Raw genomic sequence first — 13,735 nt, 5'->3', positions numbered from 1 at the left:
GGTGAAACGATGCAGAAACTGACACGCCGCGCGATAAGTGCCGGTGCAATTGCCTTGCTTGCCGGTTGCGGGAGAAGCGCCCGCCAATCTGAAACACCGAGCCGCCGGAATATCCCGCTCTATCCCAATGAGACGCCTGAACTGCGCCGTCTGATCAACAAATACGCTGATGTGCATGGGATTCCTGTCACGCTCCTGCACCGTGTGATCGTCCGCGAAAGCACACACAATCCTGCCGCACGCAACGGGCCCTATTACGGGCTGATGCAAATCCACCCGCAAACAGCGCGCTCCATGGGCTATCGCGGCGCACCCGAAGGGCTGTTGGACGCCGAAACCAACCTGATCTACGCGGGGCGCTACCTGCGCGGGGCATGGCTGGTGTCGGACGGGGACGAGGCGACTGCCGTCAGCTGGTACGCGCGGGGCTATTACTATGAGGCCAAGCGGCGCGGATTGCTGGAAGAGACAGGGTTACGATGAAGGATGAATTGAACTGGGCAAATGACCGCTAAGCGGACAAAGCGCCATTTCGCTGTGGCTGCGCGGAGAGCAGCTTTGAAACCTGCCATGCAACAGACAATTAGCTCTTAATCCGAGTTTGAATTGAACACCGCGGAACAGTATTGTACGAGACACCACGAAAACACATCCAGCACGTCGGAAAGTCGCTTGCATGTTCAGAGTAATAATTGGACCTTTGGCAGCCGTTCTCGCCTTCGCGGCCACGCCCATTTCCGCGCAGGGCGGCCCGTTGCCCCTGCCGATAGAAGCGCTGCTGACACTTGGCGAACGTCCAGATCTGGATGGCGCCGAGTTCAGCCAGTCTCTAGGCAGCATTCTGTCCTCTACCGCTACGGATCGAGTTTTGCCCGAAATGCCGTTTCATGACCCATATCTTTGGTACTTCCAACACACGCTTGATGTGCAAAGCTCTGACCCAACCAGAATTGTGGAGTGCTCGCGCCACGGGCTCGCAACACGCGCATGGTTTGCGGAAAATCGGAAAAGCGGCTTCAAGAGTGTTCTCTTAGAGGCGGCAATTCCATCCTTGCCGAACGACCAGCATATGTGGCCCGAAGGTGCTATCGCACAGCTTAACTGTGCGTTCTTTTTCGGAGAGGTCGACACGGCCTTTTCAGGACTGACTGAAGCAGACGCGCGAGCGGTACTGTCAGAGTTTCAGACAGTCTCGGAGCCGATGGAGCCCGAGTTGCAGACGCTCATTTATGGATCCGACGGCTACAAAGTTAGCGGGAGTGGTGGAAAATCCAGCTCAAGTATGCAAGTCGCCTACGCTGCACTGATCCGAATTGGAAACGGCCAGGTGTTTTCATTCACCAATTTTCTGATCAACCCTGGGTCCTAGCCGTGTCTCGCCTTAGCGTCTTGTGATTTTGAAAATTGACGGCGTGAAGCGGATGTTCGTGCTCGGCTCAGCATCCGTTAAAATGGGCTCTAAGCTGACATTTATTCACCAAAAAAACCCCCGCGTTGCGGGGGTTTTCGAGCCTCGTGGTGGTCCGGCCTTAGCCTAAGCGCTGCCAGTTCTGGCTGGAGCACAACAGGCCGCCCGCCACGCAACCACGTAGGCGCAGGCTGTTGCCGTTCACATCCATTTTCCCGATGTAGATCTTGTTATTGGATGGACGCCAGACCGATCCTTCGTAGGCCCCGCCACCCTGTGGGACCATGTCGATCACCAGCGTCTTGCCGATGTTCTCGGACTGATACTCCCCATCAGCGTTGAACGTCCGGCTGATCACGCCACAGACAGCGGCACCGCATGGGGCGATTGTGATATGCGCATATGCGCCGTCATCTACCTCGGTCTGCCACACGCCAAGGGCCGCGTCTTGGGCGGATGCAGTGGCCGCAAAGGCAAACAGTGAAGCTGCCAAAATCAAAAATTTCTTCATACTCAATTCCTCCCTGAGTTCTGATGCCGATCATGAGAGCGAAATGCCTTTGCGATCAAGAAGGACGTTGGGTCAAAGCCCGCGTTGCAATCCCGCGCTGCCCATGCATAAACGCGCACAAACGCGAAAGGTGTCCTGACGATGATCCTCTATCCTGCCATTGACCTCAAAGACGGAAACGCAGTGCGGCTTGTGCATGGCGACATGGATCAGACGACAGTCTTTAACGAGGACCCCGCAGCACAGGCGATGGCATTCGTGGCCGCAGGCTGTGCGTGGTTGCATCTGGTCGATCTTAACGGCGCTTTTGCGGGTGAACCCGTGAACGCGGCACCCGTCGAGGCCATTCTGAAAGCCTGCCCTGTGCCCGCACAACTGGGTGGCGGCATCCGCGACATGGCCACGATTGAACGCTGGCTCGACAAAGGGTTGGCGCGCGTGATTCTGGGAACCGTCGCCGTGGAAAACCCCGATCTGGTCCGCGAAGCGGCACGCGCCTTCCCCGGCCAGGTGGCGGTCGGTCTTGATGCGCGCAACGGGCGCGTTGCCACACGCGGATGGGCGGAAGAAACCGACGTGATGGTCACCGACCTTGCCAAATCATTCGAGGACGCAGGGATTGCCGCGATCATCTACACTGACATTCTGCGCGATGGCGCCATGAAAGGCCCCAACATTGATGCGACCGCTGACCTCGCACGCGCCGTCAATATCCCCGTTATCGCCTCAGGTGGCGTCTCGTCGATGGAAGACCTGACGGCCCTGAAAGCAACCGGCGTGATTTCGGGCGCGATATCGGGCCGTGCGCTTTATGACGGGGCGATTGATCTCAAAGCGGCTCTGGCAGCACTTCGCTAGCTCCTTTTCTTTGAAAAAACCCCGAACAGCACGCTTGCGGCACGCCCTGCCCGCGCTTAGACAGAACCCATGCTGAAAACCCGTATCATCCCCTGTCTGGACGTCGCCGAAGGCCGTGTCGTCAAAGGCGTGAACTTTGTTGACCTGATCGACGCAGGCGATCCGGTCGACGCCGCGATTGCCTATAATGCGGCGGGTGCGGATGAGCTTTGCTTCCTCGATATCATGGCCACGCAGGAAAACCGCGGCACGATGTTTGATCTTGCCACCCGCACCGCCGAGCAGTGCTTTATGCCGCTGACCATCGGGGGCGGTGTGCGCACGCACCATGACGTGCGTGATCTGCTGCTGGCAGGAGCCGATAAGGTCAGCTTTAACTCTGCCGCTGTCGCCAACCCCGATGTCGTGGCCGAGGCCGCCATGCGGTTCGGGTCGCAATGCATCGTCGTGGCGATTGACGCCAAGACAGTCGCCCCCGGCAAATGGGAGATTTTCACCCATGGCGGACGACGTGCAACGGGCATTGATGCGGTGGAATTCGCCAAAACTGTTGTGGAAAAAGGCGCGGGTGAAATCCTGCTCACATCCATGGACCGCGACGGCACCAAAGCAGGGTTCAACCTGCCCCTGACCCGCGCAATATCCGACGCGGTCGATGTGCCTGTGATCGCATCCGGCGGCGTGGGCACACTGGATCACCTTGTCGAAGGCGTGACCGAAGGTGGCGCCTCTGCCGTCCTTGCCGCGTCAATCTTCCACTTTGGCACCTACACGATCGGCGAAGCCAAGGCCCATATGGCCGCCGCTGGCATCCCTGTGAGGCTGACATGACCCTGAACGACCTGTCCGAGATCATCGCCGCACGCAAATCCGCTGATCCTGACAGCAGCTGGACCGCGAAACTCCTGTCCCAAGGACCGGAAAAATGCGCAGAAAAATTCGGTGAAGAGGCGATTGAGGCCATTATCGAGGCGGTGAAGGGCGACAAGGCGCGCCTGACATCCGAGGCGGCGGATGTGCTTTATCACCTGCTCGTTATGCTGGCCGCCTGTGATGTGGCACTGGAAGATGTGATTGCGGAATTGGCTGCGCGCCAAGGCACGTCCGGTATCGCCGAGAAAGCCGCGCGCGGCTAACTGCGCACGACCCACAAAACGACTACCTTCCGCGAGAGACCCATTCGAGGATCTTTGACGAAATCCGTTCGTCCTCGGCCTGCTGTCGTGCCTGCTCGGCCTCTTGTTCCGCCAGTGCTGCCAGACGCGCCTCTTCTGCCAGGCGTGCCTCTCGGGCCTGACGCGCCGCTTCAATCGCTGCAGCGCGTTCAGCCTCAAGCCGCTTTTGTTCTTCCGCCTCCAAGGTTTCGCGATTGAACTCTTCAATCCACTCGGGCTTGAAACCATCGCGCCTTGGCGTCACCTCTTTGCGTGGGGCGGGTGTTTCGACGCGCTTCTGGGCATCTTCGCTCAAGACATGCTTGTTGGTTTCCTCGATAAGCTCGCTCAAGGTTTTTGTCAGGGTCTTGTTTTCCGGTATCTTGACCGTTTTGACCTTCTTGGTTTCCTGCTCGATCAGGTCCAACCATTCCTTCGCAGACTGGATGCGCTCTTTGGGCGACACGCGCATTGCCTGGTCGATTGCTTGCAAAAATGCGGTTTCATATTGGGGAAAGCGCCCTGTGATGGGCTCATAAGGATCAGCTTCACCGCCCGCCATCGCTGACACGCGGGTTTGACTGTTGGGCGGTGCCTCACCCGAAATCAGGTGGTACATGGTGGCGGCCAGTGCATAAAGGTCACTGCAAGGACCCTGCACACCGCCTGCAACGTAGAATTCATGCGGTGAATAGCCGTCTTTGACAACGAGCATCGTCGACACGGCACTGGTCTTCTGGCTCGCATCCTCACGGGCTGCACCAAAGTCGATCAATGCAGGTGTGCCCCATTTATCCAATAGGATGTTGTCGGGTGAAATATCACGGTGCAGCAGGTCATTATTGTGGACCAGATCAATGGCATCCAGCACCTTCACCAGAATATCGCGCACCTGATCAGGGCTCAGCGCGTCATTGTCATCCTCGATCACATCAAGCAGATCGCGCCCTTCGAACAGATCCAGCACCATATAGGCGGTGCCATTTTCCTCGAACGCCTGATGGACGCTGACGATATTGGGGTGGCGCAACTTGGCAATACTGCGCGCCTCGCGCATGAACATCTCGACGATCTTGCGGTATTGCGCATCATGGGCGGGTGCGTTGACGGTCACGCGGTTACCGAAACGCATACAGACTGACTCAGGAAAACATTCTTTGATGACGACAGGGCGTTCCAGAAACGTGTCCATGGCCAGATAGGTGATCCCGAATCCACCCGCGCCGATCTGACGGTCGATCTTGAACTTGCCATCCAGCAGTTCCAAACCGGTTGGCAGGCCCTGACCCTGACTTTCGTAGGTCTGCGATGCGTCAATGATGCGTGTTTCTTGCATTGATTATCCATAGTCGTGAAGCACAACGGAAAAACAAAGACTGATACTGGAACTAACCTATAGGTGTGACGGCGGGCCCATGAGTCAACGACGAAACATTTGCAATTTAATGCGTATAGAATCGGCTTACCGCACCATCTCGTTAAGCCTGTCCGGCAATTGTGCCATTCTTGTGGCACGTTAGGACTTTTTTAATAAAATCGTTCGTTTACAACTGCAACTTTGACGAGATTATGCCCGTGGCAAAACCCGCCATGCGCAATTCCGAGAACAGTCTCTGGTATTCGATCTTCGGACAACGGTCCTCGATAACATCGACACCGCGGGCTTGCGCCTCTGCTGCGGCCCGCGGATGTGTCACACCAATTTGCATCCAGATTGTTTGTAGGTCGGGCCAACGTGCAAGTGATGCAGTGACGATTGGCGGGACCTGTTCCGAACGGCGAAAGATATCGACCATATCGACCTCATCGGGAATGTCGGACAGGTCGCCATAGACCTTTTCCCCCAAGAGCGTCTGACCTGCCAAACCGGGATTCACAGGGATGATCCGGTAGCCTTTCAGGCTCAGATAGCGGGCGACATAAAAGCTGGGGCGGACTTCATTTGCCGACACGCCAACGATCGCAATCGTTTTCGTGCGCTTCAGAATCGTACGGAGGTGCTCATCAGAATAGCTCATGGCGCAACTTACACCGGACAATCCAAAGAAAAAAGCGCCCGGCAAAACCGGGCGCAAGTCGTGGAACGAGGGACAGTGAGACAAAGCGCGCGTGTTCCGGAGACGCGCTTTCAATTCTTATCTTTGCACGGGAGGTGCACAAACGAAGGGGTACTCAGTCAAATGTGATGCGGCGTGTGCAATGCGCGATGACGGGTCAGTCGAAAATCTCGTCAACCACATCTTCGACAACATCCCATATTTGCGACATCACGCGGCGGCCAAAGCCCTTGGATTTCTTGCGCTTTACGGGCCGCTCATACCGGTATTCGGGATATTTCTCGACCCGTTTGCGCGGCGTTGGACGGGCGGGTGCGGCCGTTGGCGCAGTTTGCTTTGGCAGCATCTTGAGCGCCCGCAGGGGCGCGCCACAGTTGCTGCATGTCAGCTCATGCCGGTCGTGGCCGCGCAGGACAAGGGCCGCTTTGGTGCCGCAATAACAACATGTCGCAATCTTTGTGGCACCCATCAATCCGGTCCTGTCCTTCAGCCTTTGACAGCATATAGGGCAACTGCCGCAGCATTTGAGACGTTGAGCGAACCAAATCCGGCTGCTGCGTCGATTTTCACCAGTTCGTCGCAGGTTTCGCGCGTTTTTTCACGCAATCCCGGCCCTTCTGCGCCCATCACAAGCGCCACAGGACGGTCGCGCTTGCCTTCGACCGCTGCCTCAATAGTGGTTTCGGCCTCACCATCAAGGCCCAGCACAAGATAGCCCATGCCCTTCAGCGCCTCCATGGCATCCGCCAGATTGCGCACCCGCAAATAGGGTTGCCGTTCCAGAGCACCACTGGCCGTTTTCGCCAAAGCGCCTGTCTCGGGGGCGGAATGACGCTGGACCGCGACAACAGCGCGCGCGCCGAATACCTCGGCAGAGCGCAGGATCGCACCCACATTGTGGGGATCGGTCACGCGGTCAAGCAGCACAATGCGTGGCGGCATGGGGCCATCGCCAAGCGCCACATCTTGCAGGCTGCCCCAATCGAGCGGTTTGACTTCCAGTGCCGCCCCCTGATGCACCGACTGCGGATCAAGCGGCGCTGCGAATTTGCGCGGATCGGAGATCTCAGGTTCCATCCCGCTTTGCGCCACGGCATCGCCGAGGCGTTCCAGCGCATTGCGCGTCACCACCAGCCGCAGCTTGGTACGGGCAGGATTTTCCAGCGCGTCACGCACCGCATGCAGACCAAACAGCCAAACGGTTTCCTGCGCGGCAATCCTTTTGCCCTGCTCTTTTGCAATCACCCACTTTGGCTTTTTCATCTGCTTTCCTATCGCGCATGTTCGCCCCCGCGATACCCCACTCGGGCGTGGCTGTGAAGAGGATCACATTTAACCCCACTTTTGCGGTTGACGCACCCTAGGGGCGCGGGTAATCAGCGCTTGGTTGGGCGACAGGCCGCAAGGTGTGGCAGGGGACTGTAACTCCCTCGAGGCGACTCACGCCTGGTTCGATTCCAGGGTCGCCCACCATTCTTCAGACAATGTGAGTCAGCCACGACGCAGTGCAGGTGCCTTACCGGCAGACCCGGCGCGCCTTGTACGGGCGGCTAGCTGCGACGCACACATCATCGCCAACCGGTCGCGCGGGGGCAGTTGACCCTCGACGTGGACTTGCTGTTCCGCGATGATGAGATGACAGTCAAAGGGCGGGTCGTTTTCGATACCCTTGACATGATCGCACGTCCCTCGGAAAGCCGGACCAAATGCAACAGACCACCACCGACCGATTGAAGACAGCCCTGTTGCTGTTGTCCGTCGCAGGCCTGTTGGCGGGTCTTGCGCTCTACTTCACTGGCCGCACTGATACCGCCAGCTTCCTGTGGTTTCTAGGCGTTCTGCCTGTACTCGTGGCGCTTGTGGTCGAGATCATCCGCAGCCTCTGGCAAGGCGAAGTCGGATTGGACATCGTCGCTGCGCTCTCAATGACCGCCGCACTTGTCTTTGGTGAAACACTGGCCGCAGCCGTGGTGGCGGTCATGTATTCCGGCGGCACGTTTCTGGAAAGCTTCGCCGAAGGTCGCGCGCGCCGTGAAATGCATGACCTGTTGTCACGCGTGCCCCGCACGGCAACCCGACACAAGAATGGTGGTTTGGAAGACATCCCGCTGGAGGACATTCAACCGGATGACCTCTTGCTGATCCGGCAGGGCGACGTTGTTCCCGTCGATGGCACGGTCGCCTCGGAGGGCGCTTTCGTTGACACGTCAGCACTTACAGGTGAATCGCTGCCCGTGCGTCTGCTCCGCGGCGCAGAGGCCTTGAGCGGCGCGACAAATGCGGGCGAACCCTTTGACCTGACAGCGACGCGGTTGGCCGAGGACAGCACCTATGCCGGAATCGTGCGTCTGGTCGAAGAGGCCCAACGCTCCAAGGCGCCCATGGCACGCCTCGCGGATCGGTGGTCCCTCGGATTTCTTGCCGTCACAGTTTCGATTGCTTTTGCCGCATGGTGGTTCACCGGCGACCCGATCAGAGCCGTCGCTGTGCTTGTAGTCGCAACACCCTGCCCTTTGATCCTTGCCGTGCCCGTCGCACTGGTGGCCGGTCTGTCGCGCGCCGCGCATTTCGGCATTTTGATCAAAGGTGCCGGACCGCTTGAGACGATGGCCCGGATCGGGACGCTGATCCTCGACAAGACCGGCACGCTGACAGACGGGCGACCGCAGATTGTGTCCATTGACAGCCGCGACGGCAGTGATGGCGATGAAATCCTGCGCCTTGCCGCGGCACTTGATCAGGTGTCGAAGCACCCGGTCGCCCAAGCCGTCGTCGCGGCGGCGAAAGCACGCGATCTTGCGTTACCGATACCGTCAGCGGTTACCGAGATCCCCGGAGAGGGGGTGATTGGCCAAGTCGAGGGAAACAGCGTGATCGTGGGCGGAGCCGATTTTGTCGCCCAACGTATCGGGCATCCGGAGGACGATCACCCCGCTGGCGCAGCAGGTTCCGTTCTTGTTGCCATTGCGGTTGACGGCAAAATGGCCGGATATCTCGTGATGGCCGATCCCTTGCGTGACGGGACAGACGCCATGCTTGCACGACTGCGCCGCGAAGGGATCACACGCCTACTTCTGGCTACTGGCGACAGGGCGGCGGTCGCAGAGCGGATCACCAAGGGTCTCGGGTTCGACAGTGTCCAGGCGGGGCTGACACCCGATATGAAGGTAGACCTGGTGCTGGAAGAGCGCAAAAGCAGCCCGGTGATGATGGTTGGAGACGGCGTGAATGATGCGCCGGCCCTTGCCGCCGCAGATGTAGGCGTCGCCATGGGCGCGCGGGGTGCTGCCGCATCGGCCGAGGCGGCAGATGTTGTTTTGCTGGTGGACAGGGTTGACCGTCTGGGTCAGGGGATCGAGATCGCGCGCCGTGCCCGCCGTATCGCGATTGAAAGTGTGGTCGCAGGTATCGGCCTGTCGGTTGCAGGCATGATTGCCGCAGCCTTCGGTTATCTGACGCCGGTTCAAGGGGCGCTGTTGCAAGAAGCGATCGACGTGGCTGTCATTCTGAACGCGCTGCGTGCGCTTTGGATTGAACCGGCTGGCACAGCGGAAAACCGGAACACGTTCGGAGCTGACAGCGAAGCACCGGTATAGGCTGGACGAAAACAGCGAATTCATCCAATGTTACAGGGAAATCTTAAAGTAGTGCAGCCGGCCGTCTCCACGCAGGAGATAAAGCCCTGCGTCGTCAGTTCAGGTCCGGTTCCTTAATGATCCCCAAGATAATCCATCAAACATGGCGCGATCATAACCTGCCGGTCCCGAAAGCATGGCCCGAGAGCTGGCAGCGACATAATCCGGATTGGGAATACCGTCTTTGGACCGACGACGATCTGCTTGCATTCGTTCGGCAATGTTACCCCGAGTTGGAGGCGCTTTATCTGTCGTATCCAAAGCCGGTGCAGCGGGCGGACATGGCCCGCTATCTGATCTTGCACCACCACGGCGGCGTCTACGCTGATATCGACACGGAATGTATGGCCCCGCTTGATATTATCGCAGGCGAAGAGCGGATCATCTTTTCCGCAGAACCGCTTGAGCAGGCATTCCATGCACATCGGCTGGGCATGGATCTGGTACTGTCAAACGCGGTGATGGCAAGCCCCAAGGGACACCCGTTCTGGCCCTATCTCTGCAAGGCGATGATCCGTTGTCAGCATGGCAAGGCGCATATCCTTGAAACAACGGGGCCGCTTTTGCTGACAGGGGCGTATGAGACCTATCGCGACAAGGATACAATCTCGGTCAGTTCCTGCCATCTCTTCAATCCGCTCAATATGGCATTGACCGCCAGCCCCAGCCCCCGTTTCGGGGACTACGCGCATCACACAGTTGCGCACCATTATTGGGGCAGTACCTGGTTCTCTCGGACCAGAAACACACGGCGCATGCGTTTGGAATTGAAATTGCGCAGAGCGATCCACCGGCTCACCCGTGGTCCTGTGCTGACAAGGACAGAAATGGCAAAGCAGATTGATACGGCTGTCCTGCACCGACCGATCAACGCGCAAGAGTTGAATATCTCCATTCTGATCCCTGTCCGCGACGCAGCCCCGTTCCTTGAACGCTGTTTTGAGCTTCTGACACAGCTGACCTACCCCAAAGACCGCCTCAAGATCGTCTTTTGCGAAGGCGATAGCCGCGATGACACGAAGGAAAGGCTTGCTGAACTGGTATCGACCCACAAAAACATGTTTCGCGCCATTGAAGTGACCACACTGGAAGTCAACTCAACCCTCGACCGCGCCAAACGATGGTTGCCTGCCTTGCAGCGCGAACGCCGGTCAAATCTGGCAAAGGTCCGCAATCATCTGATTGATCATGGGATCACGGAGAACGACGATTGGGCACTCTGGATTGATGTTGACGTCTGCGATTACGCGCCCGATATCATCGAACGCCTGCTGTCGGAACACGAGAAAGTCGTGACACCTGACTGTGTGTTGGACTGGGACGGGCCAAGCTATGATAGGAACGCTTTCAACGATGCCGGCGAACGCAAGAACCTGACCTACTACAGGTGGGTCAGGAACGGCATCTACATGCCGCCCGCGCATCACCGCGCGCGCAGGCATCTTCATGTGTTGCGGTCTTTGGAGCGCGTGCCATTGGCATCTGTCGGTGGAACGATGCTCTTGGTCCATGCTGCGGTTCATAAGGCTGGCCTGCGGTTTCCCGAACTGCCCTATGATGACTTGCTTGAAACCGAAGGCTTCGGGCGCATGTGTTGCGATTTTGGAGTACTGCCGATCGGGCTGCCAAATGTGCAAATCCGCCACGTCAGGAATTAGGGGATGCGTGCATAACGCGCGCCTGTTGCACCTCGCCTCTGCGCACGGCTAGAAAGGCAAAAGTCTTACAGGATCAGACCACCTATGGCCAAGCCGCCAAAATCGATAGCCACTTACAACATCCTGATCATCGGGCAAGGCGGACGTCTTGAATATGAGGCGCTGCTTTTCGCAGCCTCGTTGCGCAGCTATGCGCCCAAGTTCACGGGCAAGCTCTATGTTGCCGAACCGCAGCCCGGCCCGCTGTGGGAACGCGACCCGCGCATGTCCGCACCCGTCAAAGCACAGCTTGCCGCCTTGGGTGCACAGGTTGTCCCCTTCGTCTCCCGCCATTTCGGCCAGTCCTATCCTTACGGCAACAAGATCGAAGGATTACAGGTCCTGCCCGCAGGCGAGCCCTTTATCTTCTTCGATACCGACACGCTGATCACCGGTGAATTGGCCGATATCCCTTTCGATTTCACACGCCCTGCCGCATCCATGCAACGCGAGGGCACATGGCCTGTCGAAGAACTGTACTGGCCCGGCTACACCGCGATATGGAAGTCGCTTTATGACCGTTTCGGGCTGGATTTTGAAAGCTCGCTCGACCACGCGCAGCCGGATGAATACTGGGAACGCTATCTCTACTTCAACGCCGGTTGGTTTTTCGGGGCCGATCCCGCAGAGTTCGGTCAGAGGTTTACCGATTATGCGGTCAGCGTGCGCGACAACCCTCCGAATGAACTGGTAATCCAGCCACTTGATCCCTGGCTCGACCAGATCGTCCTGCCCTTGGTTATTCATGGCTTGGGTGGTGGCAGACCGGGGCCGGAACTGGCGGGGCTCGACGGGGGTGTCAGCTACCATTACCGGCTCTTGCCGCTGTTCTATGCAACTGCGACAGATCGACAGGTGGCCGTGCTGGAAGAGGTCACGGCCCCCAACAAGATCAAGAAGCTGCTCAAGCTTTACGAGCCGTTCAAGCGGATGGTCTATCAGGGACGCGGTACAAAAGTGCGAGCTCTTTTCGATCGTGACAACCTGCCACACCACGAAAAAGCGATCCGGAACAAGATCAAGGCGGCAGGATTCTGGATGCGATGACTGCGGCGCTGGTGCGCGCGCATATTAAAGGCGACTGGAAACGCCTGGAATATCGACGGTTCCAAACACGCGCCCTGTCGGTGAGCCTGTAGGTGAGCCGCCCACAGGTTCCTCACTGACACCCAAGGTCAGAATACCTTCAACGGCGGCAATCTCCGGTGGCATCGCAATCCTGACTGTGTCGCCCTGCGGCCAGAGCCCCACAGATGTGGCTGGCTCTCCCTCGCCATGCGCCCAGACTTGCAAAATACGGCCTTCGGGGGCGGCACCAGCCGTGCGGGTCAGAAAGACCTCATTGGTCGATTTATCGACAACGGCCACGACACGGAAATCCCCGGCTTCGGAAACGATCTCTGCCGTATAGAGCGGCCCACCGTCCGCAGGAGGATTGCCAAGACCGGAGGAGAGCAAAAACACCAGCAAAAGCACGCTCAGGGCACTGATCCCCTGCCAGAGCCAAAGCCGCGCCCACCACGGTTTACGTTCTGGCGTCGGGAACAGTTCCGCAAAAAGCGCCTGCTTGACGGCAGGCCGCGGCGCAACCGGTGCCAGTTCTTCAGTCATCGACGCCAAGCGCATTTCCCAATCGGTTACGGCCTGTGCGAAGGCGCGGTCGGTCGCCAACAAACGCTTGGCCTCGGCCAATTCCTCGCCCGTCAACAGCCCCATCGCATACTCTGCGGCCATGACGTCCATCTCGTCGGGTGCTTGCTCTGTGGTCATCGTGCCATACACTCCCGCAGGGCTATCAGGCTCCGGCGCAACCATGTGCGCATCGTGTTGAGCGGCACATTAAACTGCTCGGACAGTTCCTGATAGCTTTGCCCCTGAAGATATGCGCCCGAAATCGCGGCACGGCGGTCCGCGTCCAACTCATCCAGGCACTGTGTAATGCGTTTTGCCTCGGAATGGGCAATTGCCGCCTGTTCTGGCGACATCCCGGGAGCAGGGAGCCGTTCGCTATAATCGGCGACATCGTGATCCACGTGACGCGCCCGCAGGCGGTCAATGGCCGTATTCCGCGCAATCGTGATGAGCCATGTCATCGGCGAATGCCCCGTCACCTGATAGCGACCGGCATTCTTCCAGACTTTGACGTAGGTCTCTTGCATGGCATCCTCGGCTGCTGCGCGTTCAGTCAACACACGCAGACAGACAGCGAATAGTTTCCCCGAGGTGGCATCATAAAGTTCCGAGAACGCCGTTTGATTGCCCAAAGCGGTTTGCGCAATCAGCGCTTCTATTTTGTCGCGGCCATCAGTTTTCATTGTTTATCAATATCAGAAGGCCACGCATGGGTTACAAATGTTCCGAAGAGACTATCGGCAAAACTTTGGGTTGGCCAACGTCTTTCTCAAACCAAAAAAC

General features: G+C 58.2%; 15 protein-coding genes and 1 tRNA gene. 9 read left to right on the top strand and 7 right to left on the bottom strand.

The features are described 5' to 3' along the window. Window positions 1-9: 9 nt before the first annotated feature. A complete protein-coding gene (locus SJY29_RS04625) occupies window positions 10-483 on the top strand; it encodes a transglycosylase SLT domain-containing protein (RefSeq protein WP_400087373.1) in 474 nt (157 codons plus the stop codon). Window positions 484-700: 217 nt separating this feature from the next. Continuing rightward, on the top strand, window positions 701-1,369 hold the full coding sequence (locus SJY29_RS04620; protein ID WP_400087370.1) for a hypothetical protein: 669 nt from the start codon (window positions 701-703) through the stop codon (window positions 1,367-1,369). 160 nt (window positions 1,370-1,529) lie between these two features. On the opposite strand, the gene SJY29_RS04615 is transcribed toward SJY29_RS04620, so the two are convergent. Next, window positions 1,530-1,919, bottom strand: a complete 390-nt coding sequence (locus tag SJY29_RS04615) for a DUF2147 domain-containing protein (RefSeq protein ID WP_400087368.1) — start codon at window positions 1,917-1,919, stop codon at window positions 1,530-1,532. Between the two features lie 141 nt (window positions 1,920-2,060). On the opposite strand from SJY29_RS04615, the gene hisA reads away from it, so the two are divergent. The 3 genes from hisA (at window position 2,061) to SJY29_RS04600 (ending at window position 3,913) form a co-directional block, all read left to right on the top strand. After that, on the top strand, window positions 2,061-2,777 hold the full coding sequence (gene hisA, locus SJY29_RS04610; RefSeq protein WP_400087365.1) for a 1-(5-phosphoribosyl)-5-[(5-phosphoribosylamino)methylideneamino]imidazole-4-carboxamide isomerase: 717 nt from the start codon (window positions 2,061-2,063) through the stop codon (window positions 2,775-2,777). 69 nt (window positions 2,778-2,846) lie between these two features. Beyond that, window positions 2,847-3,608 carry an imidazole glycerol phosphate synthase subunit HisF gene (hisF, locus tag SJY29_RS04605; RefSeq protein WP_400087362.1) on the top strand — a complete coding sequence of 254 codons (762 nt, stop codon included), beginning with the start codon at window positions 2,847-2,849 and terminating at the stop codon, window positions 3,606-3,608. Continuing rightward, complete coding sequence (locus tag SJY29_RS04600) at window positions 3,605-3,913, top strand: phosphoribosyl-ATP diphosphatase (RefSeq protein ID WP_400087360.1); 309 nt, start codon at window positions 3,605-3,607, stop codon at window positions 3,911-3,913. Before hisF ends, SJY29_RS04600 begins: the two co-directional genes overlap by 4 nt. Before the next feature lie 22 nt (window positions 3,914-3,935). On the opposite strand, the gene SJY29_RS04595 is transcribed toward SJY29_RS04600, so the two are convergent. The 4 genes from SJY29_RS04595 to rlmB all read right to left on the bottom strand — a co-directional run bounded on the left by SJY29_RS04595 (window position 3,936) and on the right by rlmB (window position 7,251). Next, window positions 3,936-5,267 (bottom strand): serine/threonine protein kinase, encoded by a 1,332-nt coding sequence (locus SJY29_RS04595; protein WP_400087357.1) that lies wholly within the window; start codon window positions 5,265-5,267, stop codon window positions 3,936-3,938. A 208-nt stretch (window positions 5,268-5,475) separates the two neighbouring features. Beyond that, on the bottom strand, window positions 5,476-5,949 hold the full coding sequence (locus tag SJY29_RS04590; protein WP_400087354.1) for a CoA-binding protein: 474 nt from the start codon (window positions 5,947-5,949) through the stop codon (window positions 5,476-5,478). A 196-nt stretch (window positions 5,950-6,145) separates the two neighbouring features. After that, the gene (locus tag SJY29_RS04585) at window positions 6,146-6,457 is read right to left on the bottom strand and encodes a hypothetical protein (RefSeq protein WP_400087351.1); all 312 of its coding nucleotides are present in this window, start codon (window positions 6,455-6,457) and stop codon (window positions 6,146-6,148) included. 17 nt (window positions 6,458-6,474) lie between these two features. Next, window positions 6,475-7,251: a 23S rRNA (guanosine(2251)-2'-O)-methyltransferase RlmB gene (gene rlmB / locus SJY29_RS04580; protein ID WP_110280319.1), complete on the bottom strand. Its 777-nt coding sequence runs from the start codon at window positions 7,249-7,251 to the stop codon at window positions 6,475-6,477. A 126-nt stretch (window positions 7,252-7,377) separates the two neighbouring features. Here rlmB and SJY29_RS04575 point away from each other — a divergent pair. The 4 genes from SJY29_RS04575 (at window position 7,378) to SJY29_RS04560 (ending at window position 12,367) form a co-directional block, all read left to right on the top strand. Then, window positions 7,378-7,461: transfer RNA gene (locus SJY29_RS04575), tRNA-Tyr, on the top strand. 233 nt (window positions 7,462-7,694) lie between these two features. Continuing rightward, window positions 7,695-9,584 (top strand): heavy metal translocating P-type ATPase, encoded by a 1,890-nt coding sequence (locus tag SJY29_RS04570; RefSeq protein ID WP_400087348.1) that lies wholly within the window; start codon window positions 7,695-7,697, stop codon window positions 9,582-9,584. Between the two features lie 116 nt (window positions 9,585-9,700). Then, a complete protein-coding gene (locus SJY29_RS04565; protein ID WP_400087345.1) occupies window positions 9,701-11,281 on the top strand; it encodes a glycosyltransferase in 1,581 nt (526 codons plus the stop codon). Between the two features lie 84 nt (window positions 11,282-11,365). Then, on the top strand, window positions 11,366-12,367 hold the full coding sequence (locus SJY29_RS04560) for a hypothetical protein (protein ID WP_400087342.1): 1,002 nt from the start codon (window positions 11,366-11,368) through the stop codon (window positions 12,365-12,367). A gap of 24 nt (window positions 12,368-12,391) precedes the next feature. Here SJY29_RS04560 and SJY29_RS04555 read toward each other — a convergent pair whose 3' ends face one another. After that, window positions 12,392-13,090, bottom strand: a complete 699-nt coding sequence (locus tag SJY29_RS04555) for an anti-sigma factor domain-containing protein (protein WP_400087339.1) — start codon at window positions 13,088-13,090, stop codon at window positions 12,392-12,394. Continuing rightward, window positions 13,087-13,635 (bottom strand): sigma-70 family RNA polymerase sigma factor, encoded by a 549-nt coding sequence (locus tag SJY29_RS04550; RefSeq protein WP_400087337.1) that lies wholly within the window; start codon window positions 13,633-13,635, stop codon window positions 13,087-13,089. Before SJY29_RS04550 ends, SJY29_RS04555 begins: the two co-directional genes overlap by 4 nt. Window positions 13,636-13,735 lie beyond the last annotated feature (100 nt).

The sequence above is a fragment of the Yoonia sp. R78084 genome, assembly GCF_044595625.1.
Lineage (GTDB): Bacteria > Pseudomonadota > Alphaproteobacteria > Rhodobacterales > Rhodobacteraceae > Yoonia.
Note: the sequence above shows the minus strand (reverse complement) of the source record. Positions and strands in the feature narration are given on the sequence as shown.